Here is a 24,806-nt window from a genome sequence, read left to right as displayed (position 1 = left end):
GTGCATTACTTGGGAATAGAAGATTTGAAGAAACTAATGACAGAAGTACAACAATATAGTGAGAATAATATTCAAGTGGAAGCGAAAGAAGTAGTAACTCTTATAAGAGACAGACTTGCAATTCATTTTGAAAAGGACGAAGAAATCTCCAAAAGGTAGATGTCATTTTTTCTTGAAAGAGAGGTTCTTACTTTGAACGTATTTGAAAAGTTACCAAAATCATTGAAGAAAACGATTCGATATATATATCAAGATATTACGACACTAGAGAAATTAGATGAAATAGAGAAAGAGTTAAGATTTCATTTACAAAAACGAAAGAATCAACTAGAGATGGAAAAATAAAGAGTATTACTAATTGCTTTGATAGGTAGGTTTATTAGACCGCCTTATCTATATCATTGTCTCTATCATGAGGGGGAAACGGTAAAATGAAAAAGGTAAGAAAAGCGATTATTCCTGCTGCTGGTCTTGGAACGAGATTTTTACCAGCAACTAAAGCAATGCCTAAAGAAATGCTTCCAATTGTGGACAAGCCTACGATTCAGTACATCGTAGAGGAAGCAGTGGCGTCAGGGATTGAAGATATTATTATTGTAACAGGGAAAGGGAAGCGTGCCATCGAGGATCATTTCGATCATGCGTTTGAATTAGAGCAAAGCTTGTTCCAAAATGGAAAAACAGAATTATTGGAAAAAGTTCAATATGCTTCCAATATGGTTGATATTCACTATATTCGTCAAAAGGAACCAAAAGGGCTTGGACATGCAGTATGGTGTGCCCGTAAGTTTATCGGTGACGAGCCATTTGCGGTTCTTTTAGGTGATGATATTGTGGAATCAGAAACACCTTGTTTAAGACAGTTGATTCATCAGTATGAACAAACACGTTCTTCTGTTATTGGTGTTCAAACAGTTCCAGATGACGAAACGCATCGTTATGGAATCGTTGATCCCTTCGATCAAGTAGACAGAAGATATAAGGTTAATAACTTTGTAGAGAAACCACTACAAGGAACAGCTCCTTTGAATCTAGCAATTATGGGGCGTTACGTATTAACTCCTGAAATCTTTATGTTTTTAGATAAGCAAGAAAAAGGGTCTGGTGGAGAGGTGCAGTTAACTGATGCCATTCAAAAGCTGAATGAAATTCAACGAGTATTTGCCTATAACTTTGAAGGTACGAGATATGACGTTGGTGAAAAGATGGGGTTTGTGAAGACAACGGTAGAGTTTGCGTTGAAAAACAGTGAATTACGACATGAGCTGTTAGAATACCTTGCAGCAAAGGTAGAGGCGGAGAAAGTTAGGTAGTTGGTTAGTTGGTTAGATGGACAGTTGGTTAGATTGATTAGTTGGTTAGTTGGACAGTTGGTTAGGTAAATGCAAAAACCTAACCCCTAGAATCCTAACCAACTAGCCCCTAACCATGCCTTATTTGTTCTATTTAGTGAAAGGAGGAGGAAGATTGGGTTATCGATTGCGTTTGTCATTATTAGTGTTAGTAGATTCGGTTATCGTGCTTTTCTCTATTTTTATAGGATATTGGTTATTGGCTTTTTCCAGTTCCATGATTACTACTGCATTGATTGTGAGTTCCATCGCGTTATTTATTAGTCATCATGTGTTTGCGCATCTATTTAAGCTATATAAACGAGTATGGCAATATGCGAGTATCCATGAACTGATGGCAATTTTTAAAGGTGTGACGTTATCTATTTTAGTTGTTGCTCTTATTCAATTTTCTATGTTCCAAACGGTATACACTCGAACGCTTGTGATTACATGGATGATTCATATGATATTCATAGGTGCATCTCGTTTTATATGGAGAGTATATCGAGATACGGTAATATCGCCTAACAAAAACAAAAAGCGCACATTAATTATCGGTGCTGGAGCTGCGGGTACGATGGTAGCAAGGCAGCTACTAAATAGTGAAAAATCAGAGTTGTATCCTGTGGCGTTTATTGATGATGACTTTACGAAGCAACATTTAGAAATTCTTGGATGTCCTGTAGTTGGGTTAACAAAGGATATTAAAAATGTAGTGGAAGAAAAGGATATTGAACATATCATCATTGCCATCCCTTCTGCAAAGAAGTCGGATGTGAACCATATTATTAAAGAAACAACAAATACAAAAGTTAAGACGCAAATTATGCCTTCTGTGGAAGATATTATGTCTGGGAAAGTTTCTGTAAATGAAATGCGGGATGTGCAAGTAGAGGACTTACTTGGTAGAGATCCAGTGACACTAGATTCAGAATCTATTTCTGGTAAGTTAACGGGGAAAACAGTGTTAGTTACTGGCGCAGGGGGATCCATTGGGTCGGAAGTATGTCGCCAGGTTTGCGGATTTAACCCATCTAAGCTTATTCTTTTAGGACATGGAGAAAATAGTATTTATGAGATTGAGATAGAGCTTCGAAATAAGTTTAAACAGATTGAAATACTTACAGAAATAGCGGATGTGCAAGATGCGGCAAGAATGAAAGCTGTTATGATGTTGCATTTACCTGATGTTGTATATCATGCAGCAGCTCACAAGCATGTGCCGTTGATGGAGCGGAATCCACATGAAGCGGTGAAAAACAATGTGATCGGAACAAAGAATACCGCAGAAGCTGCAGATGAAGCAGGAGTAAAAGTGTTTGTGATGGTTTCCACAGATAAAGCAGTAAACCCAACAAGTGTGATGGGTTCAACGAAGCGAATTGCCGAGATGATCATTCAGCATATGGATATGGTGAGTAACACAAAGTTCGTAGCGGTTCGATTTGGGAATGTACTAGGAAGTCGCGGAAGTGTTATTCCACTATTTAAAAAGCAAATCGCAGCAGGTGGACCTGTTACTGTTACGCACCCTGATATGGAGAGGTATTTTATGACGATACCAGAAGCCTCACGGCTTGTGATTCAAGCGGGAGCTCTTGCAAAAGGTGGAGAGATCTTTGTGCTGGACATGGGAGAGCCGGTGAAGATCGTGGATTTGGCTAAGAACTTGATTCGATTGTCTGGTTTTACGGAGGACGAGATAAAGATTAAGTTCAGTGGGATGAGACCCGGGGAGAAGATGTTTGAAGAGCTTCTTGGGAAAGACGAGGTACATGATGAGCAGATTTATCCGATGATCTATAGAGGAAAAACACCTCCTGTTAACGTTGAGGTAATTTTCGAGCTTATAAGGGAGTTTGATAGTTTACCTGTTGATCACTTGCGTGATCAGGTGTTGGATATAGCGCATTTTAGGGTGGAGAAACTATTGGATGTGGTTGGATAGGTTTTAGTTTGATAGTTGGTTAGGAGAAAGATTGGTTGGTTATTGATGCGGGATTAAAGGTTTCTATTTGATTTGATGTTAGCTCTTCGAGCTTGATGTCAGAGGTTGATAGATTAAGTGATAATAGCTCTTCGAGCTTAAAACCTAACCAACTAACCCCTAATTACTAACCAACAAAAAAGAGAGTGAGGCTTTCGTTCATGTACAGCGATACTAGTAAGCTAATTGTTTGGCAGAAGTCACATGCTTTAGTATTGGAGATATATGAAATAACGAAAGGTTTTCCTAAAGAAGAACTCTTTGGATTAACTTCTCAGATTAGGAGAGCGGCGGTTTCGATTCCTAGTAATATTGTGGAAGGTAAAGCTAGAGGTTCTAATAAAGAATATAGAAGGTTCTTGTTAATGGCACGGGGGTCATTGGAAGAAGTGAAGTATCAGTTGTTGTTGGCGAAAGACTTACATTATATAGAAGTAAACCGGTACAATGGCATTCTATATATAGCGGATGAAGTTGGAAAAATGATTAATGGGATATTGAGGAAGTTGGGTAGTGACTAGTTAGCAAGTGACTAGTTGGATAGCTGTTAGTTGGTTAGGAAGAGATTTTTTAATGGTCGGAAGACTATGGTTCTTAACCTAACCAACTAACCCCTAACTTCTAACCAACTAAAAGATGATGAGGTACATGACGAGCAAATTTATCCAATGATTTATCAGGGGAAGACGGCGCCGGTGAATGTGGAGGTTATTTTTGAGCTTATAGGTGAGTTTGATAGTTTACCTGTTGATCACTTGCGTGATCAGGTGTTGGATATTGCGCATTTTAGGGTGGAGAGGCTTTATGATGTGGTTGGGTAGGGATTAGTTTTGCTAGTTGGTTAGAGGTTAGTTGGATAGGAAAAGACTTAGAGTGGGTGTTAAATAAAGGGTTGAATTTTTGGGAGATTGATTTTAAATAGATCTCTGGAGTGATTGCAGCTCTTCGAGCTATTTATAATACTCTTTGGTAGGATACTTTTGAGAAGGAGTACTGCTATGAATACTTTGAGTAAAGATAAGGGCTATTCTATAAATGAAAAAGGTCTTACTTTGGTTGAAGTTTTAGTAGTGCTCATTATTCTCTCTATTCTTGTTGCAATCGCAGTACCAACTGTTAATGGACTCATAGCAAAAACGAAAAAAGATGTATGTGAAGCTAACTTGTTACAATTAGAAAGAATGTATAAAACGGAGCTGAGTATAAGAGAAATAGATCATTCTCATAGCTTCTTCATTCAATATATAGGTAATTATGACGAAAATATTTGTCAATTAGATTGTGATATCACTTTTGTTGATGGTGAAGTTAAGTGTAGTAATCATGGAGAATCTAATGAAAACGAGGGAGATTCGAATGATAATGAGAGTGGTGGAGGAGTGCCGTTTTTCTAGTAAGTTTAGGGTTGCTACTAGCTCTTCGAGCTCAAATTTGCATATATTATCCTAGATTGAATGTTTGTAGGGAACTGACTATCGTAATCAGATAAGGCGATGGAAGCCTTGTGGCATAAGGGTTTTGAGTGTTTTTAGTTGTTTTTAAGGTTTGATTGAATGGTAGTTTGATAGGAAGAAACACGGTAGAGATTAATGAGAAAATGAAAAAAACTTCGTGATTGAATGTTGTTGATTGAATAGGTATTACGAGTTGAGTATTGGAATTTGATAAGAAAACACAATATGTAGTATTTAAATTTAGTTTAATTCAGTAAAATGTACTATATATAGTTTTTTCATCTATTTCGCATATTGGATATTAAATGCGAGGTGGCTATCAGTAGTAGATAATAATTTTTAGTGGTTTAGTAGTTGGTTAGAGGAAAAACTTCTAATTAAGTCCTAATCTACAAAATTTTAACTTAAAAAGGGAAGGAAGTCTAGAAGATGGAGTCGACAAAAGTGAAAGAAAGAATATTCCTCTCTTCACCACATATGAGTGATGAAGGTTATGAAATGCAATACGTACAGGAAGCTTTTGATACAAACTGGATTGCGCCCCTTGGTGAAAACGTAAATGAGTTTGAAAGAGAACTTGCTGCCAAGGTTGGTTCAAAAGCTGCTGCTGCACTATCTTCTGGGACAGCTGCTATTCATCTAGCTCTTAAAGCGGCAGGTGTTGGAGAAGAGGATATTGTTTTCTGTCCAACGCTTACGTTCTCAGCTACGGCAAATCCAATTATTTATCAAAATGCGATTCCTGTTTTTATTGACAGTGATTACGAAACTTGGAATATGAGCCCTAAAGCATTGGAAGAAGCTTTTGAGAAGTATCCAGAAGTTAAGGCAGTAATTGTTGTTCATCTATATGGTTTATCCGCTGATATGGATAAGATCATGGAGATTTGTAAGAAACATAATGTAGCGGTTATAGAAGATGCTGCTGAGTCACTGGGTACTTACTATAAAGGTAAGCATACTGGATCTTTCGGTGACTATGGCATCTTCTCTTTTAATGGAAACAAGATTATCACAACTTCTGGTGGTGGGATGCTTGTTTCTAACAATGAAGAACGAATTGCCAAGTCTAGATTCTGGGCAACTCAATCAAGAGACCAGGCAAGGCATTATCAACATAGTGAATTAGGATTTAATTACCGTATGAGTAATGTTGTTGCTGGGATTGGTAGAGGACAGCTCAAGGTTTTAGATCAGAGAGTTGCAAAGAAGAATTATATCTTAGAGTTTTATAAGAGAGAGCTTGTTGGACTAGAAGGCGTTGAGTTTATGCCTAGTAATGAATGGGATGAACCGAATTACTGGTTAAGTTCGATTACGTTGACTGGTAAAGTTAGACCTCTTGATATTTTTGATGCATTGGAAGCTGAGAATATCGAGTCAAGACCAGTTTGGAAACCGATGCATTTGCAGCCTTACTTTGAGAAGTATGATTTTGTGGGTGAAGGTATATCTGAAAAGTTGTTTGAGAATGGGGTTTGTTTGCCATCTGATACGAAGATGACAGATGAGGACTTAGAAAGAGTTGTGAAGACTATTAAGGGGTTGTGGAGTTAAACAATGCGAGTATTAAATTTATTTATCAAACGTATGCTAGATTTCTTTGGAAGTTTAATAGGTGTAATCATTATTTCCCCAATTCTTATTTTTATTGCACTATCCATTAAGCTGACTTCAAAAGGTCCAGTGTTTTTTAAACAAGAACGACTTGGCAAGGATGGTAGAGTTTTTAAGATTTTAAAGTTCAGAACGATGGTTGTTAATGCTGAAAAAATCGGCTCAGGTTTATTTGTGAAAACTGAAAGTGATAACCGAATTACAAAAATAGGAAAAATACTTCGTGCCACAAGCTTGGACGAACTTCCTCAACTTTGGAATGTTGTTACTGGTGATATGAGTTTGGTTGGCCCGAGACCTCCCGTACCTCATCATCCATATAAATTTGAAGAATATAGTGATTTTCAACGAAAACGATTCGAAATGAAGCCAGGTATGACTGGTTTAACACAGGTCACCGTTAGAAATTCTGTATCTTGGGATGAACGAATTCCAATTGATGTTAAGTATATTGAAATGTTTAATATTTGGTTAGACATTAAGATTCTCTTTATGACACTGCAGAAGCTATTCAAACGTGAAAGTATCTATACTCATAACAATGTAAAAGGGTCAGAGAAATCATCTAACATTAATTAAATTGCGAGGGGTTATTAATATGGAAATCGCCATTCGGAAATTTCAAGAAGAGGATATACCATATAAGGTAAAATGGATAAATGATGATAGAAATAATAAGTACCTGCATTATGATTTGCCTCTAAGAGAAGATAAGACCCTTCAATGGTTCAAATCACTTGAAGGTAGAAACGATAGGATCGACTATACCATTACTTACGCTGGCGAACCTGCTGGATTAATTGGACTACTGAATATTGATTTAAATAGTAAGGAAGCGGAATATTATATTTGTCTTGGTGGAGACAAGTTTAAAGGTAAGGGCATAGCTAACGTTGCAACGGACCTTTTAATCAAAAGGGCTTTTAAGGAATTTTGCCTTAAAAAGATATATCTTTATACAGAAATAGATAATGTTCCAGCTCAAAAACTCTTCGAAAAGAGTGGCTTTGTAAAAGAGGGACTACTAAAAAATGATCTATTTTATAACGGGAAATATGTAGATAGATATATATATAACTTAAATGTAGAAAACTATATTCATAATGTAGGTGTAACGAAAATTGGAATTAAATAAATATCAAGCAACTCCAATTCAAAGGTTAAGTGAAAATCTAAATAACAACTCATATTATATAAAGCGAGATGACCTTATTCCCATATCATTTGGAGGAAATAAAGCGAGAAAAGCAGTTCTTTTTTTCGAAGATTTAATCTTAACAAAATCAGATTGTGTAGTTACGTATGGTAGCAGTAGCTCTAATCATTGTAGAGTTATAGCTAATATCTCAGCTGCAAAGGGTATACCATGCCATATTATTTCACCAACTGTTTCAAGTTATCCAACCACTAATAGTGAAATGATTAAATTGTTTGGTGCGTTTGTTACGAAGTGTCCTGTATCCCAAGTAAGTACTACGATTGAAAGAAAAATGGATGAATTAAGAGCAAAAGGTTACAATCCTTATTTTATCCAAGGGGGAGGCCATGGTGATATTGGGACACAATCTTATATTAATGCATATGAAGAAATTGTAGATTACGAAAAATCTTCAGGCATGTATTTTGATTATATTTTTCATACATCTGGAACAGGGACAACTCAAGCCGGACTTGTATGTGGGAAAATACTACATGGCGATGAGAGAGAAATTATTGGAATAAGCAATGCACGAAAAAATCCTAATGGTAGTCAAGTTGTTCTTGAAAGTGTTAATAGTTATTTGTTGAGTCAGAATAAAGAACCAATCGTATCTGAAGCCATAGTATTTATAGACGACTATGTACTTGATGGATATGGTTCCCATAACGACAAAATATTACAAACTATCAGGGATGTTCTAATTAAAGATGGTATCCCAATGGATACAACTTATACTGGTAAAGCTTTTTGGGGCATGCAAGAGTATATCAAAAAGAATCATATTACGGATAAGAAGATACTATTTATTCACACGGGTGGGACACCATTGTTTTTTGATAAATTGGAGGATCTAAATGATGAGCGATGATTTAAACATACTTATATTGAGCTGTGGTACTAGAAATAAAATTGTGCAGTATTTTAAAAAAGAGTTAGATGGTAGAGGACTTGTAATTGCAACAGACTGCAGTGATTTGGCTCCAGCCCTATATGAGGCAGATAAACACTTTATTGTCCCTCGAATGAATGATGAAGGATATCTAGCAACGATTCTCTCTATTTGCAAAGAGAATAAGATTAAAGCAGTCGTGTCATTAATCGACCCTGAACTATGTCTTCTTGCAGAACATAAACAGGCCTTTCTGGATATTGGTACGACGCCTATTGTATCAGATTTAGATGTTGTGGAACTATGTTTTGATAAATATAAGATGTTTGAGTTTTTAGTTCATAATGGGTTCAATACTGTTAAGAGTTATATAGATAAAGAGATCTTTTACAGTGACATAGAAGCTGGAGTAATAAACTATCCAGTGTTTGTTAAGCCTGTGAGAGGTAGTGCAAGTATTAATATAAGTAAAGTAACATCGAAAGAAGAAATTGAGTTGTTATTCAGTAGATTTGACAATCTAATGATTCAAGAGTTCATGGATGGATTGGAATACGGCGCTGATGTTTATATTGATTTGATTTCTGGTGAACCAGTTGCGGTATTTATAAAAGAGAAGATTAAGATGAGGGCTGGTGAAACTGACAAATCCGTTTCAATTAAGGATGAGCAGCTACTTGATTTAATCTCAAAATTTGTAAAAGAGACTGGGTTTAAAGGTATTATTGATATTGATATTTTTAAAGTCAATGGTGAATATTATATCTCTGAAGTAAATCCTCGTTTTGGTGGAGGTTATCCTCATGCATATGAGAGTGGTGTAAACGTGCCAGAGATGATTATTAACAATATCTATGGAAATATAAATGTAGATACTATTGGTAATTATGATGAAGGTATTTATATGATGAAGTTTAATGAGGTAAAGATTATAAGAGATATAGTGGAAATCAGTTATAAGAGAGAGGTTTAGAACATGAAATTCGTGATACTTCTTATTTTTTATTTGAATGCTTTTATAATCTTCTGGGCTATGATTGGCTATCCACTCTCATTAAAAATTCTAAACCGAATATACAAACATAGAACCCTAAAAAAGGACTATACGTATGAGCCAACGGTGACAGTAATGATAGTTGCCCATAATGAAGAGAAAGTTATACAGGATAAGTTAGAAAATGTATTAAAGCTGGATTACCCAATCGATAAGATCGAGTTTTTAGTGGCTTCGGATAATAGTACAGATAAGACCAATGAATTAGTTAGAAGTTTTATAATTAATAATCCTGATTATAGAATTCGGTTATTTGAAGTAAAACAGCGTAAGGGAAAAACAAATGCTCAGAATGAGGCGCAGAAAACTGTTGAAAGTGAAATCCTTGTTATGACTGATGCTAATTCTATGTTGGAAGTTAATTCAGTTAGAGAATTAGTTTCCGCATTTACTAGCGATGATATTAGTTATGTTAGTGGTAGATTGGTAATCATAAATAAAAATTATAGTGATGTTACAAATTCAGAAAACACATATTGGGATAGCGACACAAAATTAAGAAAAATTGAGAGTAATATTCAAACAATTACTGCAGGAAATGGTGCTCTTTATGCTTGCAGAAACGCTGAATATTATGACTTTGAACCAATAAAAAGTCATGATGGAAATATGCCAAGATACTATGCGTTGAATGGTAAAAAGGCTCTATATAATTCTGATGCCATAGCGTATGAAAAAGCTGGAGAAATTATAGAAGATGAGTTTAAACGTAAAGTACGAATGAATCGAGGGATTTTGAGAAACATATTACCAGACCTTCGTATCTTAAATATATTTAAGTATCGATGGTTTTCTTATTTTTACTTAGGGCATAGAACTTGTAGATATTTGTTATGGTTTGCTCATTTACTAGTTTTTATTACTAATACTTTATTAATCCAAGAGCACTGGTTTTATTTATTAACATTTATAGGGCAAGTATTGTTTTACCTATTAGCGTTAGTTAAGGTGACTACAAAGTCAAACAATAAATATATAACTTTAATATATTACTACTGTGTGACTCTATTTGCTCAATGGGTTGGTGTTTATAATATATTAACTGGAAAAGCAAAGCCGTTTTGGGAGAAGGCAGAGAGTACAAGATAAAAGCCTTGAAAGAAAATTACAGAAGCTTGCAGTAGAGCTTTGAAGCTTTGAAAGGATTGAAATTATGAAAATTTTAGTATTAGCAACTAGTTATCCTCGGCCAGATGGCTTTGTGTCGTTACAGTATATTCATAGTAGAAACAAATGGTATGTCCAAAAAGGAATTGATGTGTCAGTTATATCTTTTGACGCAAAAAATGATTATGAATTGGATAATGTTAAGGTTTATACATTAAGTACTTATGAAAAAAAAATAAAAAGTGAAAAGTTTGACTTGCTTGTTTCGCATGCACCTAACCTTAGAAACCATTATAGATTCTTAAAGAAATATAGTGATCTCTATGATAATATTGTGTTTTTCTTTCATGGGCACGAGGTATTAAAAACGTCAAAAGTATATCCACCCCCATACAGTTATACAAAAAAAGTTAAAATTCGAACAAAAATAAGAAGAGGAATTTACGATAATTTCAAACTGAAAGTTTGGAAAAAATACTTTGAAAAAATTGCATATAAGACCCAATTTATATTTGTTAGTAAGTGGATGTACGATATGTTTATAGATTCCACAGAGATAGAGCCAGAAGTAATAGAAGGGAATAAGAGAATTATTTATAATTGTATAGGAGAGAATTTCGAGAAAAATAGTTATGATCTTAAATCAGAAAAAAATTATGATTTTATTACTATAAGGAATAACCTAGATGGTTCTAAATATGCAATTGATGTTGTTACTAGGATAGCACAAGATAACCCAAAGTATAATTTTTGTGTAATTGGAAAAGGAGAATTTTATGAATATAATGATAAACCAAGAAACTTAGAATGGATAGAGAAAAATTTATCACATAATGAAATTATACATTTTCTAAATAAATCAAAGTGTGCCCTGATACCTACAAGGGCTGATGCACAAGGTGTAATGGCTTGTGAAATTGCCACTTTTGGTATACCCTTAATTACTTCAAATATTGATGTTTGTAAAGAGATCTTTGGTGGTTTTGATAATGTTGGATACATTAACAATGATGATCTGAATATAAATATTGAACCAATAATTAAAAAAATATCTATTAGTTTACCAACAAAAAAAAATACCAAGTATTTTGAAGAAAATACAATTGGTAAGGAAATTGAACTTTATGAAAATATTATTAAATAAAATTATAATCTCATTATAGAAAATAAGAGTAAACATTAAATCGTTAGGAAATGTATATCATGGAAACTAACAAGAATTACTATATTAATAATATATTTTCACTATTAATTTTAGGTAGCATAGTTTTATCTCTATTTGATGCATTTATTATTGGAGATACTTCTACTGTCAAGTTAATATCTATAGGATTTGCATTAATCTGTATAATAATATTTATCCTGAGATCAAGCGTGTTTTATTTCAATCAATTACTAATAATCATTTTTGTTTGGGTTTTTTATAATTTAATATGGTTGCTATTAACGTATAATCAATATTATTTTTCAGTTATTTTTCAACAATTAGTACTATTACTTTTTGTTTGGAGTGCTAGTAATGGTGACAGCCCGCTAAAAAGCATAAAACAACTCAAAATTGTAATTGTGGTGTACCAAATTTTCGCTATATATTTTATGATATTTACTGAACGAACTGGCTTTTCTACTCCATTATTTGCATTTACTTTTTTTTCGTTAGCAATGGTATCCGGGACGTGGAAAAAGGTCGCTCTTTGTTTTTTATACATGGTCGTTTTTTGGGATTCTGGAGATCGAAGTCGTGTACTAGCTTTATTAGTTATTGCTTTATGTATCATTATTTTGCCTAAATTAGGAAAAAGGCTGTATAAAGTAACTTTTTGGACTGTAACTTCAATTATTATATTAATTCCCAAAATATACTTGTGGATGTATAACATGTCTGAAAGTAGTCAATGGAATGTCTGGGTTCGAGAATTTAGTGGAAAGAATCTATTTTCAGGCAGACAACATCTATGGGGTTACCTAGAAAATTACTTGTCTAATCATCAATTATTTGGTCACGGAGGTAATTTAGTTGGTGGGGAATTTAGCGTAAATTATATGTTTGGGATGTCTTCTCATAATTTATTTTTATTTTTGCGTGGTCAAGGTGGTTATTTACTTCTGTTTCTATTTGTGCTGTTTTTGTATTATATTTGGTTACGTTTTTATAACCACCTTTCAAACCCTTACGTATTAGTTGGCGCAGCGTATCTTATTGGTTTGTTGGTGAGAACGAGCTTTGATTTAGTATTGATGGCAAATAACTTTGTAGATTCATTATACCTATGGTTACCTCTCGTAATTTCATTGAGTTTAGCTCAAAATATGAGTCGAAATAAGCAGACAATGCAGGAGCCAGGATAAAAAAGTTTTTTTAAGAGTAATTATATCCAATAGGACATTCGGTCCCAAGTAGTTTGAGGGAAATGTAGTTATTATGACGAAGGCCAAAACAGTTTTAAACAATTAAGCAAACTATGCTTAATTGTTTGGTTTGTTTTATTTATTACTATAACAGTACTAATCTAAAAATAAAGGGAAATTAATAGTGCTTTACCAAATTTTAATTTTATCAACAATTTTCCTTCTGGAGTATTAGAAAGAAAAGTACGGAGTTCTAAAAAAGGGAGTGACCTAACTTATGAAGAAGCCGACAATAGTGATTGTTCACCCTCACTTGAATGTAGGCGGTGCAGAAAAAATGATAGCCTTTGTTGCAAATAATTTGAGTTCGCAATATAAGGTTCATTTAGCTTTGATAAAGAATACTAAAATATCTTTGGAACTTTCTCCTGATATTACAATTCACACTTTTGGACTGAATGAGGGACAAGCAATTCGAAAAATGAGTATAGTAAAAGCATGGATATACACCCGGAGTATTAAACGCCAAATAGCTTCGCTTTGCAAAGGTGTTAATGCCGACATAGCATTGGCATTTGATGATCGTATTTCATTATTGACGTGGTGGGCTCTACGTAAGATGCCTTGTATTACTTTATTCTCACAACGGGCTGATCCATACAATAAGACTAAATTATGGAAAATAGTGACTTCATTTTTATATAGGCATTGCGATGGAATTGTTTTTCAAACAGAAATGGCAAAAAGATTTTATGATCTGCCAGAAAAAAAACATACTTCTATTATTCCTAATCCAGCTATTGAACGCAGTTCTTTCAATAGAGATAAGCAAAAAATGTTCCTTCCATCTCATTATATTGTGTCAGCAGGACGTTTTCAATTTAGAAAAGGATTTGATGTTTTAATTAAGGCATTTAAGATTGTAAGTAACAAATATCCTGAATATAGATTGTTAATCTATGGAGAAGGTGATGAACGTGAAAACTTGTTAAACTTGATTAATGAATATGAGTTAGAACATGTGGTAGATTTACCAGGTTCTGTATTAAATGTTATGGATAGGTGTAGGGGGGCAGAGATGTTTGTTCTACCTTCTCGTTCTGAAGGAATACCAAATGTATTAATAGAAGCTATGGTAAATGGTCTACCTTGTATAGCTACGGATTGCACACCTGGTGGGGCTAGGCTAATGTTAAATGACGGTGAATGTGGTTTACTAGTACCTATTGATGATGAGCAAGAGCTGGCTGAAGCCATTATTAATTATATAAAAAAACCAGAACTTAGAACTTCAAAAATTAACAATGCGTTTGTTTGGTTGGAACAATTTAATGAAGATGATATTAAGCATAAATGGTTAAGTTTTGTAAATGGATTGCTTCCCCTTAAGGAGGAAGTAGTTGAGAGTCGTAAAGGAAAATAAAGGTATAGTAAGTGCTTTTCTTAAAACTAAACTAATTAAGGTTTTATAGCGAATGCCCCCGCGCTACCAAATGTTTAAGTAGCAATCTAAAAACTGACTCTTGACTGGTGGAAGATATCAATTATTAAAACAATTTTTCACTAGCATTGCATTAAATTAATAACCAATCGTCAAAAAACAGCCTCGGATTTCAAGAACAATGAATCGTACACGAGGTTGTTTAAATGGCTTACCTCACCTTCGTTACACTGTTTCTCACTGATTTGAAAATCTTATTCCCAGTAATGCCTTTTGTGTCCTGTTCAAGTACAAGTTGGTTTCCTAGACAGTTCCGAGTAAAAGCTTTTAACCCTTTAAACGACAGGTTTTTCAAGGTACGTCTCATTCCAGTAGGGAGCCGTCAAATTTACGTCTTGTTTTTATTAAGACTCCCATTGATAAACATTTTTACTTTATCCCAGCGGTGACGAAAGAGGTCTCCAATCTCTTTGGCTGAGAGGTCGTTAATTGGTTTGGAAGTAGTTTGTTCATTAATTATAGATTTATGGTATTATCTCCATGGGAAAGCTCCTTTTAATTAGGATTTGGACAGAACTACTAAACCTAAAAATAAGGAGTTTTTTGCTTGAAACAAGTTTTTCATAAAATCGCTTAACAAGTTAGAAAACATTTTTATGCAAAGTTAATGACATCTCTAAAATTAATTGAATTAAAACTACTCAGCTATTTGTATATGTGTCCAATATAAGCATTTAAGAGGAGATAATAATATTGGAAGAACAGCAATTGCGTAAGAAAATTTTAGTTGCAACCAAATGGTCTTCAATTACTGAAATAATTGCAAAAATTATCGTACCGTTAACAACAATAATACTGGCAAGAGTTTTGGCACCAGAAGCCTTTGGAGTTATTGCAACAATAACTATGATAATTAGTTTTGTTGAAATGTTTACCGATGCTGGATTCCAAAAGTATTTGGTACAGCATGAATTTAAAGATGAAAAAGAGAAGCATCGAAATGCGAATGTGGCTTTTTGGACAAATTTTGTGCTTGCACTTTTTTTATGGGGATTAATAATAACTTTTAATGAACAGATAGCTATTTTGGTGGGGAATCCTGGACTAGGGATAGTTGTCATTGTAGCTTGTGTCCAATTACCTTTAACATCTTTTTCTAGCATTCAAATGGCACTTTTTAGACGTGATTTTAACTATAAAACTCTATTTATTGTCCGAGTCATATCTATACTTATTCCTTTTATAGTGACTATTCCTTTAGCAGTTTCTGGTTTTAATTATTGGTCTTTAATTATTGGTACCATTGTTATGCATGTTTTTAATGCGGTATTTTTGACTATCAAATCAAATTGGAAGCCAACCTTTTTCTACAACCTAAAAATATTAAAAGAAATGCTTTCGTTTAGCATGTGGTCGTTAATAGTTGCTATATTCATATGGATTAGTGCATGGGTTGATGCATTTATTATCGGATATTATTTCAGTGAGTACTATTTAGGTATATATAAAACATCAACCATAATGGTTAATTCAATATTAGGCATTATAACTGGTGCAACTGTACCAATATTGTTTTCTGCATTATCGCGTTTGCAAAATGATAATATAAAATTTAATGATTTGTTTTTTAAGTTTCAGAGGCTCGTTTCAGCTTTATTATTACCAATAGGTATCGGTGTATTTTTATTCAGAGATTTAGTAACGCAACTAATGTTAGGTGACCAATGGAAAGAAGCTAGTGTTATTATTGGAATTGCAGCATTGAGCAATTCCATTACGATTGTATTAGGGCATTTTAGCAGTATAGTATATCAAGCTAAGGGAAAACCAAAACTTTCATTACTAGCAGAAATATTACACCTTGTTGTTCTAGTACCGACAATTATCATAAGTGCAAAATATGGTTTTTGGGTACTTGTTTATGCAAGATCTTTGATTAGAATACAAATTATAATAGTTCATTTAATAATAATGAAGTTAGCAATAAATATACAGATACTTAAAACTCTTAAAAATGTATTGCCTTCTTTAATTTCAGCAGGTGTAATGTGGATATTGGGATATTTTATTCTCCGGTTATCTGAAAGTCTACAATGGAATATTTTTTCAATTGTCATTTGTGTTATATTTTATTTTGGAATTTTACTCTTGTTTCCTAGCATGCGTAAAGAAATAAGCTTACTAATAACTAAATTATTACCGGATAAGATGTTAAAAAAGGTATATTTACCATTTATAAAAAGGTCATCATGAGAATTGATAAAAAGAAGTTAGATGATGGGAAATTACAATAATATATCTGTTATTGCTTCATTCTTACTGCAATACAATACAATGCAACGGGTGTAGGAGAAATAACCTAGTCCAAAGGAAAACAATGTGTTGTTTTAGTAAAGCTTAATTCATAATCTTTTATAAGCTGAAACTATAAGAAGAAAATTAGAGAGGAGAAGCTGAGTGTATAAACGATTGGAAAAAAGAATAAAGAAAAAGTTCAAATATATAATGGTGAATGTTTTAGCTTCATCTATTATCACGCCTCACCATGTTAGGACAGGTATTTATAAATTGATGGGTATGGATATAAAAACAAATAGTATATCACCAAGGTGTTTTTTTAGTGAAACAAAAGTGAGTATAGGTAAAGGGACTTTCATCAATTACAACTGTTTCTTTGAAAACTCAGGGCGAATAGAGATAGGACGTCATGTTTCTATTGGACCAGAAGTTATGGTATGTACAGCTACCCATGAAATCGGTGAGGAAAATAAGCGTGCATTAACAGCTATGGGGTACGATATCCATATCAAGGATGGCTGTTGGATTGGTGCTAGAGCAACAATTTTGCCAGGTGTAACTATTAATAAAGGTTGTATAATTGCTGCTGGGTCGGTTGTTACCAAAGATTGCGAACCAAATGGATTATATGCAGGTGTTCCGGTAAAAAGGATTAAAGATTTACCACAATCAGAATTAGGGTCGGTGCCTGTGGTCAGATCCTAAAAAGTAGACGATGGAAAAACTGTAAAATAAAAAATTCTAGTACAGAAACTTTGGCTTACCAATTTTATTCTTACTAAAAAATAGTATTAGCGGAACTCAAACAGCTATATGGCAAACGGGGACGGTTCTCGTTTGCCGAAATTGATATTGAATAGTTCCATATAAAAAGGACAGGGTAACAGGTTCCTTGTCCTTCTTTTTTATGGGATTCTAGTGATGAGTAGAAAGTTATTGCAACTCATTGAGATCAAAATACAAGTTCTGGTGCCATAGGAAGTTTAAGAAGGTACGAATGTTTGTTTAGTGTACTATGGAAGATATATCTATAGTGTTTTAGAAATGGAAGCAGCTGGAGTGGTGTATCATTCCGTGGGAAGAAAATCGGGATAGGGATAACGGGGACGGTTCTCATTTGCTAGTTTTGTAATATTTATGGAACAACTTGTTGTTAAAACAGAGTATATTGGAATCGTGTTGCCTGGACCCAGGACTTTAAATGAGTAATATATTGTATGGATAGTATCATGAATAAGAGCTATAAATTTAGCTCTTATTCTATTTTTATATAAAACGAATAGAAAGGATTTGGGATTATGTACAAAATAGCAGTAGCTGGAACAGGTTACGTTGGTCTAGTAGCAGGTGTTTGTTTTGCCGAAGTTGGTCATCAAGTGACTTGTGTTGATATAGATGAAAATAAAGTGAATGTAATGAAATCTGGAGTTTCTCCAATTTATGAAGCTGGTTTAGAAGAGCTAATGCAGAAGAATTATGCTGCTGGGAGAATTGATTATACGACGGATTATGCATCGGCATATAAAGACGCTGATGCTATTTTTATTGGAGTTGGTACTCCTGAGCAACCTGATGGTTCTGCGAATCTATCCTATATTGCAACTGTTGCAAGGCAAATTGCGGAATCAGTAGAAAAGGATTGCTTAGTCGTTGTTAAATCAACAGTCCCAGTGGGAACAAATGATAAAGTTGAGCAGTTTATTCAGGACTTTCTAGTAAATGATGTGAGAGTAGAGGTTGCATCAAACCCTGAATTTTTAGCACAGGGTTCTGCTGTACATGATACTCTATATGCGGAAAGAGTTATCATTGGAACGGAGAGTAAGTGGGCGGAAGATGTATTAATGAAAATTTATGACCCATTTCACTTACCAATTGTTTCTGTAAATAGAAGATCGGCAGAAATGATTAAGTATGCTTCTAACGATTTTTTAGCGTTAAAGATTTCTTATATGAACGATATTGCAAATCTTTGTGAACTTGTTGGTGCCGATGTGCAAGATGTTGCTAAAGGAATGAGCTTTGACGAGCGCATCGGTAGTAAGTTCTTAAATGCTGGTATTGGGTACGGTGGATCGTGTTTTCCAAAAGATACAAAGGCATTAGAGAATATCGCAAAAGAACATGGCTATCAGTTACGAACGGTGAAGGCTGCTATTGATGTGAATAGTGATCAAAAGACGATGCTATATAAGAAAGCTAGTAAACGTCTGATTACATTTAATGGTTTGAAAGTAGCTGTTCTAGGTTTAACATTTAAGCCAGGTACAGATGATTTACGAGAAGCAGCTTCTCTTGAAAATGTTCCTTTATTGTTAGAACAAGGGGCAGATATATATGCGTATGATCCAGTTGGTGCAGAGAACTTTGCAAAAGTGTATCCACAAGGTCAGAATGGAAAAGGTAGTATGACGTATGTTAACAATGTAAAGGAAGCATTAGAAGGTGCAAATGTTTGTTTTGTTTTCACAGAATGGGGAGAAGTAAAAGATGTTTCTCCTGAATCATACAAAAAGTTAATGAGAACTCCTTTAGTATATGATGGAAGAAATATCTATGAAGTATCTGCAATGGAAGAAGCTGGTGTGGAATATCATTCGATTGGACGAAAACCCGCAGTGAAACAAGGCATTAAGGAGTCGAAGAAGATTGAATTACAAACAAATTGATCCGAGTAAAGTCTATCTAATTACTGGAGCAGCAGGTTTTGTAGGATTTTTCTTATCAAAGAAATTACTAGAACAAGGCTGTAGGGTAATTGGTATTGATAATATAAACGATTATTATGATGTAAACCTTAAACATGTTCGATTAAATCAGTTAACGACTTTTGATAACTTTACTTTTATTGAAGGAGATATCTCTGACAAAGTAGCTGTTACAGATATCTTTGAAACGTACAAGCCAAATGTAGTAGTAAACTTAGCAGCACAGGCAGGGGTACGATATTCTATTGAGAATCCAGATGTCTATATCCAAAGTAACATCATTGGATTTTATAACATTCTGGAGGCTTGTCGATATTATCCAGTAGACCACCTTGTCTATGCTTCTTCAAGCTCTGTTTATGGTGCAAACAAGAAGGTTCCTTTTGAAGAAACAGACTTTGTAGATAATCCTGTATCTCTTTATGCTTCTACGAAAAAATCAAATGAATTGATGGCTCATACGTATAGCCATTTGTATAAAATACCGGCTACTGGACTTCGTTTCTTTACTGTTTATGGTCCTATGGGTAGACCAGATATGGCATACTTCGGGTTTACAGATAAATATTTTGCAGGGGAACCAATAAAGATTTTTAACAATGGTGATTTTGAGAATGATCTGTATCGTGACTTTACGTATATAGATGATATTGTCGTTGGAATAGAACGATTAATCGGGAAGCCACCAACAGAATCTGTTCCTCACAAAGTATTTAATATCGGGAACAATAACCCAGAGAAATTGATGACATTTATTACTACTCTTGAAAAATGTTTGAGTAATGCTACAGGTAGAGAAGTAGTGTTTGATAAAGTGTTTGAACCGATTAAACCAGGAGATGTACCAGCTACGTATGCATCCACTGATTTATTACAAAAAGCGGTAGACTTTAAACCCGAAACATCGATTGAAAAAGGCTTACAAGAATTTGCAAATTGGTATGTAGACTATTATAAAGTGAAATAACAGGGTATCTATCCTATGATAAAATATCTATCTTGGGTGGCAGTATTTTTATGGATGTTACTTATCTTTCATTTTTCACACCAACCAGCAAATGTTTCTAGTGAGTTAAGTGGTGGAGTAACGGATGTGATTGTGAATGCAGTTGAAAAAGTGATACCTATTCAGGAAGTAGACGTTAGCAACCTCAATCATATGGTAAGAAAAAATGCTCACTTCTTTATCTATTTCGTACTCGGTTTTCTCGTTATTCATGCATTGCGTCAGGGGAAAGTGCGTGGCAAATGGGGCATTGTTTTCGCAATGGTCATTTGTATTCTCTACGCAATATCAGATGAAGTTCATCAGATATTTATTCCAGGAAGATCTGGTGAAATAAGAGATGTACTTATTGATACTGTTGGATCAACTTTTGGGATTGGACTATATCTATTGTTGAATTTAATAAATACTAAGAGAAGCAGACAAAAAGATAAACTAGCAGCTTGATATTTTATTTTTCCAAGCATATGAGCCTCCGTCAGTAGCCACTGTCGGAGGCTTCTTTTTCTATTTAACTAGAGGGTTTCTTCCATTTTTACGAGAATAAAGGGAGGGTGTGAAGGAAGATGAAAACTACGATAGAATTATTTCAAGAATTATACGGAATGGATGATTATCATATCGTACGATCACCATTACGTATTTGTCCTCTTGGAGCACATGTGGATCACCAAGGTGGAATTGTGACTGGCATGGCTCTCGATTCCAATGTAGAAATGGTCTATGCACCAACGGAGGACGGATACATAAGAATTCAAAGCTTAGATTTTCCTGACGAGGAATATTTCCATATTAGTCAAGTACCTGACATGTTACCTGGTTTTTGGGGCAATTACCCGAGAGGTGCTGTAAAAGCAATAAAAGAAAACCACATCGTAAAACGAGGCTTCAATGCAGTGGTAAGCGGTAAGCTACCAATAGGTGGGTTAAGCTCATCAGCTGCAGTGACTACAGCATATCTGATGGCATTATGTGATGTGAATGATATCCATGTTTCTAAGATAGAACTAGTAAAATATAGTCATTGGGTAGAGACCAATTTTATTGGCTTAAAAAATGGGATCCTCGACCAATCTGCTAACATCCTTAGTGAAAATAATCATTTATTGTCCATGGATTGTAAAACTGGAGAACATCACCTTATCAAAAAATCAGTTAACATGCCAGAATTTGAGGTTGTGGTTGTTTACTCTGGAGTAAGCAAAGCCCTTATTGGAACAGATTATAATAATCGAGTAGATGAATGTAAGGTTGGTGGTTGGATTCTTCAGGAACTAGCTTCTCTTGATCTACCATCGTTAGAAGAGGTTCAACTACGAGACATTCCTGAAGAAGTATATCTAGAGTACCGAGACCAAGTGCCAGGACGTTTTAGAAAACGTTTAGATCATTATTTCAGTGAACAGAATCGGGTAAGAAAGGGTATTGATGCATGGGAAACGGGTGATATAGCTACCTTTGGTCAACTAATGCTTGAATCTGGAGAAAGCTCCATCTATCAATACGAATCTGGTTGCCCAGAACTCATTACTATTTTCGAGACACTTCAGCAATGTGAAGGGGTGTATGGGGCTAGATTTAGTGGAGCAGGCTACAGAGGCTGTTGTATTGGACTCATCGATCCACAATTTAAAGATCAAATCAAAAAGAAGATTGATAGTATTTATCCAGTGAAGCATCCTAAATACAAAGATGACTATAGAGTCCATTTCTGTAAAACAAATGAAGGAGCTAGAATTATTGAATCGGCAAAGGAGAGTTTGGTCTAATGAAATGTATTATTCTCGCAGCAGGATATGCAACGCGTCTATATCCATTAACGAAAAATACTGCCAAGCCATTATTAAAGGTAGCAGGTAAGTCCATATTAGAGCACATCCTAGAAAAAGTAGAACGAGTTACCGCGGTTGACGAAGTATATATCGTTACCAATGAAAAATTCTTTAACAGCTTTGTTGATTGGGTAAATGAGTACGAATATAGTAAAAACATCACAGTTATTAACGACGAAACAACAACGAATGATAACAGACTAGGTGCCATAGCGGACATTCAGTATGTGATAGACAAAGCAGGGATTGACGATGAGCTTATGGTCTTAGCAGGAGATAATCTCTTTGACTTTGAGCTAACAGACTTCGTTTCGTTTTACATGGAAATGGGAGCGGATTCTATCACGACACATGAAATAAACGAAATAGAAGAGATAAAAAGAACAGGGGTAATTGAAGTGGACGAGGACGGCAAAGTTGTGTCCTTCGAAGAAAAACCACAACACCCAAAATCAAACCTAGCAGTACCACCGTTCTATATTTACCAGAAAGAAACACTGCCATTAATAAAGCAATACATACAAGAAGGCAACAACCCAGACGCACCAGGAAACTTCGTACCATGGCTGATCCAACACAAAAACGTCTACGCCTACAAGTTTGAAGGCCAAAGATATGACATCGGTACGGTAGAAAGTTATGAGAGGGTGCAGACGTTGTTTTTTTGAAGCAGTGGGTGAAGCAGTGGGGAAGCAGTGGGGACGGTTCTCGGTGCTTCATTTTTCTGATACGGCTTTATAGTATAGCTAAAAGGAACTAAGGCTCCGTTTGTTGGCTGACCATGAGAACCTTTGTGGAGTGTTATAGGTGTTAGAACTAATAGGGAACAATCGGAAGTTTTGTGCTTTTTTCTGTTTATGTCTATACTTCTTGCTTTCTATCACAAAATATCGAGCCACTCCATTTCCAGGTTGATCACGGTACCGTGGAGTGAGTGATATATGACAGGCTTGTTGCTACTCGAAACAGCCTGCAGTTCCGCCTTTCGAGTTAAATCATGCCTCTGGAGTCTCCATGTTAAGACATTCCAAAATTATCAGTTACAATGTTAAAAGTAAACTTATGAAGATGTAATCGGAGTGGCTGGATCATATCTAATTTATCAAATACACCTGTTTCCCTAAGTACTGGAACATTAAGTATAATTATTTTGCATAGAAAAGAGTGATTTTTTTGGGAATATCTTTACACCCTATAGAAAAGGAAGTATTACAAACAAGGTGTAGTTCAGTTTATCATTACTCAAAACGACTTAAAGATGTTTATGAAATGAAATGAAATTGAAAGAAAGCAATGGAAAAGAAGAATATAAAAATCTGCAAAAAAATAAGTTTTTATTTATACGTGAGTATTGTAGTTTTATTATTGAAAGTCACTCTGAACTCGAAATACAAATGATGGAAAGATCTTGTAAATTACAAGCGAGCGCAAGTAACTTATTGTCTTCAATGATTATTTCAATTCTCTTAAGTATTATGTCTATTACTGTGGCAATATTTGTTCCGGTTTACTTTGCGATCATAACTCCTTTAACTACTGATGTTCAATATTTAGGTGAGTATTTAATTTCTATACATGAAGGTGTAAACATCATAATGATATGTATATTATTAATATTGGTATTTACTATTGTGGTTGTAATCTACCTATTTCTTTCATTTGTTCATGCAAGAGGGAATCATCATATCTACGAACATTCATTAAGAGTTAAGAGAGAATCAAGAGAATAGTTGTACGCTACCACAACTCAGAGTAAAAGGTCGCATATCAAACGTTAGATATGTACGACATACTGTTGATTGTATTATGAAAAAAAAATAAAAAATAAATTAATAGGATAGGAGTAGAATTGGATGGATATTGGTTTTTTTGAAAGCTTAAAAATGGGATTAGACTTATTTTGGTCAATATTTACTGCAGAACCATTGTTAACAATCGCCATTATAGTACTTGCTGGTGGCAGCCTAATATATGTATTTGTTGTTAATCTCTTGAGGGAACAAAAATTGAGAAAGTCGGGGATTCTAGAAGTTGATAATATGTCAGGGAGGAAGTTTGAGGAATATCTCCAGACTTTATTAAAAAGCAGAGGATACTATGTAGAATTAACGCCAGCTAGTGGAGACTACGGAGCAGACCTAATTTTATCAATAAAAGATAAGAAAATTATAGTTCAAGCAAAAAGATATAAGAAGAATGTAGGTGTAAAAGCTGTACAAGAAATAGCTTCGGCGAGAAGTCATTACAAAGCGGATGAATGTTGGGTAATCACTAATAGTTTCTTTACGGAACAAGCGAGAAAACTAGCTAGTTCAAATCAGGTTCAGTTGATTGATAGGAAACAGTTAATGCAGTGGATGCTAAATAAAAGCAAAAGTGCATAGATTTTTCTTTGTGGCTTTTTTGAAAGTACGTAAAAGTGTGTGTACTGAATTTTGTTTCCTAGAACCCCAGGACTTAGAGGTTAACTTTGCCATTGGGGAACTAAGTAATGCTCATAGCAGAGGATATAACCAAGTTATTGATTAG

At 34.6% G+C, this 24,806-nt stretch carries 24 protein-coding genes; all 24 read left to right on the top strand.

Annotated elements, in window-relative coordinates; genetic code table 11:
• The first annotated feature begins 9 nt into the window (after positions 1 to 9).
• The 24 genes from ACERII_RS18570 to ACERII_RS18455 all read left to right on the top strand — a co-directional run bounded on the left by ACERII_RS18570 (position 10) and on the right by ACERII_RS18455 (position 24,661).
• Positions 10 to 159 carry a hypothetical protein gene (locus ACERII_RS18570; RefSeq protein WP_373644282.1) on the top strand — a complete coding sequence of 50 codons (150 nt, stop codon included), beginning with the start codon at positions 10 to 12 and terminating at the stop codon, positions 157 to 159.
• Positions 160 to 192: 33 nt separating this feature from the next.
• Positions 193 to 345, top strand: coding sequence for a LytR family transcriptional regulator (locus ACERII_RS18565; RefSeq protein WP_373644281.1), 153 nt, complete (start codon positions 193 to 195; stop codon positions 343 to 345).
• 86 nt (positions 346 to 431) lie between these two features.
• Positions 432 to 1,313: a UTP--glucose-1-phosphate uridylyltransferase GalU gene (gene galU / locus ACERII_RS18560; RefSeq protein WP_373644280.1), complete on the top strand. Its 882-nt coding sequence runs from the start codon at positions 432 to 434 to the stop codon at positions 1,311 to 1,313.
• A gap of 154 nt (positions 1,314 to 1,467) precedes the next feature.
• Entirely contained in the window at positions 1,468 to 3,282 is a 1,815-nt protein-coding gene (locus ACERII_RS18555; RefSeq protein ID WP_373644279.1) for a polysaccharide biosynthesis protein, read from the top strand.
• A 200-nt stretch (positions 3,283 to 3,482) separates the two neighbouring features.
• Entirely contained in the window at positions 3,483 to 3,842 is a 360-nt protein-coding gene (locus ACERII_RS18550; RefSeq protein WP_373644278.1) for a four helix bundle protein, read from the top strand.
• A 477-nt stretch (positions 3,843 to 4,319) separates the two neighbouring features.
• Positions 4,320 to 4,715 carry a prepilin-type N-terminal cleavage/methylation domain-containing protein gene (locus ACERII_RS18545; protein WP_373644277.1) on the top strand — a complete coding sequence of 132 codons (396 nt, stop codon included), beginning with the start codon at positions 4,320 to 4,322 and terminating at the stop codon, positions 4,713 to 4,715.
• 504 nt (positions 4,716 to 5,219) lie between these two features.
• On the top strand, positions 5,220 to 6,332 hold the full coding sequence (locus ACERII_RS18540) for a DegT/DnrJ/EryC1/StrS family aminotransferase (protein ID WP_373644316.1): 1,113 nt from the start codon (positions 5,220 to 5,222) through the stop codon (positions 6,330 to 6,332).
• A 3-nt stretch (positions 6,333 to 6,335) separates the two neighbouring features.
• Entirely contained in the window at positions 6,336 to 6,971 is a 636-nt protein-coding gene (locus tag ACERII_RS18535; RefSeq protein ID WP_373644275.1) for a sugar transferase, read from the top strand.
• 19 nt (positions 6,972 to 6,990) lie between these two features.
• Positions 6,991 to 7,527 (top strand): GNAT family N-acetyltransferase, encoded by a 537-nt coding sequence (locus ACERII_RS18530; protein WP_373644274.1) that lies wholly within the window; start codon positions 6,991 to 6,993, stop codon positions 7,525 to 7,527.
• Positions 7,514 to 8,461, top strand: a complete 948-nt coding sequence (locus tag ACERII_RS18525) for a 1-aminocyclopropane-1-carboxylate deaminase/D-cysteine desulfhydrase (RefSeq protein ID WP_373644273.1) — start codon at positions 7,514 to 7,516, stop codon at positions 8,459 to 8,461. Before ACERII_RS18530 ends, ACERII_RS18525 begins: the two co-directional genes overlap by 14 nt.
• A complete protein-coding gene (locus ACERII_RS18520; RefSeq protein WP_373644272.1) occupies positions 8,451 to 9,455 on the top strand; it encodes an ATP-grasp domain-containing protein in 1,005 nt (334 codons plus the stop codon). The genes ACERII_RS18525 and ACERII_RS18520 overlap by 11 nt, the downstream gene beginning before the upstream one ends.
• 3 nt (positions 9,456 to 9,458) lie before the next feature.
• Positions 9,459 to 10,625, top strand: a complete 1,167-nt coding sequence (locus tag ACERII_RS18515; protein ID WP_373644271.1) for a glycosyltransferase family 2 protein — start codon at positions 9,459 to 9,461, stop codon at positions 10,623 to 10,625.
• A 64-nt stretch (positions 10,626 to 10,689) separates the two neighbouring features.
• Positions 10,690 to 11,787 (top strand): glycosyltransferase, encoded by a 1,098-nt coding sequence (locus ACERII_RS18510; protein ID WP_373644269.1) that lies wholly within the window; start codon positions 10,690 to 10,692, stop codon positions 11,785 to 11,787.
• Between the two features lie 59 nt (positions 11,788 to 11,846).
• On the top strand, positions 11,847 to 12,992 hold the full coding sequence (locus ACERII_RS18505; protein ID WP_373644268.1) for a hypothetical protein: 1,146 nt from the start codon (positions 11,847 to 11,849) through the stop codon (positions 12,990 to 12,992).
• A gap of 277 nt (positions 12,993 to 13,269) precedes the next feature.
• Positions 13,270 to 14,415 carry a glycosyltransferase gene (locus ACERII_RS18500; RefSeq protein WP_373644267.1) on the top strand — a complete coding sequence of 382 codons (1,146 nt, stop codon included), beginning with the start codon at positions 13,270 to 13,272 and terminating at the stop codon, positions 14,413 to 14,415.
• 771 nt (positions 14,416 to 15,186) lie between these two features.
• Positions 15,187 to 16,686, top strand: coding sequence for a lipopolysaccharide biosynthesis protein (locus ACERII_RS18495; protein WP_373644266.1), 1,500 nt, complete (start codon positions 15,187 to 15,189; stop codon positions 16,684 to 16,686).
• A gap of 204 nt (positions 16,687 to 16,890) precedes the next feature.
• Positions 16,891 to 17,436: an acyltransferase gene (locus ACERII_RS18490; protein ID WP_373644265.1), complete on the top strand. Its 546-nt coding sequence runs from the start codon at positions 16,891 to 16,893 to the stop codon at positions 17,434 to 17,436.
• A gap of 593 nt (positions 17,437 to 18,029) precedes the next feature.
• The gene (locus tag ACERII_RS18485) at positions 18,030 to 19,400 is read left to right on the top strand and encodes a UDP-glucose dehydrogenase family protein (RefSeq protein WP_373644264.1); all 1,371 of its coding nucleotides are present in this window, start codon (positions 18,030 to 18,032) and stop codon (positions 19,398 to 19,400) included.
• Positions 19,381 to 20,406: a GDP-mannose 4,6-dehydratase gene (locus ACERII_RS18480; RefSeq protein WP_373644263.1), complete on the top strand. Its 1,026-nt coding sequence runs from the start codon at positions 19,381 to 19,383 to the stop codon at positions 20,404 to 20,406. The genes ACERII_RS18485 and ACERII_RS18480 overlap by 20 nt, the downstream gene beginning before the upstream one ends.
• A 15-nt stretch (positions 20,407 to 20,421) precedes the next feature.
• A complete protein-coding gene (locus ACERII_RS18475) occupies positions 20,422 to 20,892 on the top strand; it encodes a VanZ family protein (RefSeq protein ID WP_373644262.1) in 471 nt (156 codons plus the stop codon).
• Positions 20,893 to 21,011: 119 nt separating this feature from the next.
• Positions 21,012 to 22,214 carry a galactokinase gene (locus tag ACERII_RS18470; protein WP_373644261.1) on the top strand — a complete coding sequence of 401 codons (1,203 nt, stop codon included), beginning with the start codon at positions 21,012 to 21,014 and terminating at the stop codon, positions 22,212 to 22,214.
• Positions 22,214 to 22,945 (top strand): nucleotidyltransferase family protein, encoded by a 732-nt coding sequence (locus tag ACERII_RS18465; protein WP_373644260.1) that lies wholly within the window; start codon positions 22,214 to 22,216, stop codon positions 22,943 to 22,945. The genes ACERII_RS18470 and ACERII_RS18465 overlap by 1 nt, the downstream gene beginning before the upstream one ends.
• A 606-nt stretch (positions 22,946 to 23,551) precedes the next feature.
• Positions 23,552 to 24,007, top strand: coding sequence for a hypothetical protein (locus ACERII_RS18460; protein ID WP_373644258.1), 456 nt, complete (start codon positions 23,552 to 23,554; stop codon positions 24,005 to 24,007).
• A 123-nt stretch (positions 24,008 to 24,130) separates the two neighbouring features.
• Positions 24,131 to 24,661 (top strand): restriction endonuclease, encoded by a 531-nt coding sequence (locus tag ACERII_RS18455; RefSeq protein WP_373644257.1) that lies wholly within the window; start codon positions 24,131 to 24,133, stop codon positions 24,659 to 24,661.
• The last annotated feature ends 145 nt before the right edge of the window (positions 24,662 to 24,806 follow it).

The sequence above is a fragment of the Evansella sp. AB-rgal1 genome (assembly GCF_041820985.1).
Classification (GTDB): Bacteria; Bacillota; Bacilli; order Bacillales; family Salisediminibacteriaceae; genus Evansella.
The sequence above is the reverse complement of the archived record's forward strand: the minus strand, read 5'-3'. Positions and strand labels throughout refer to the sequence as shown.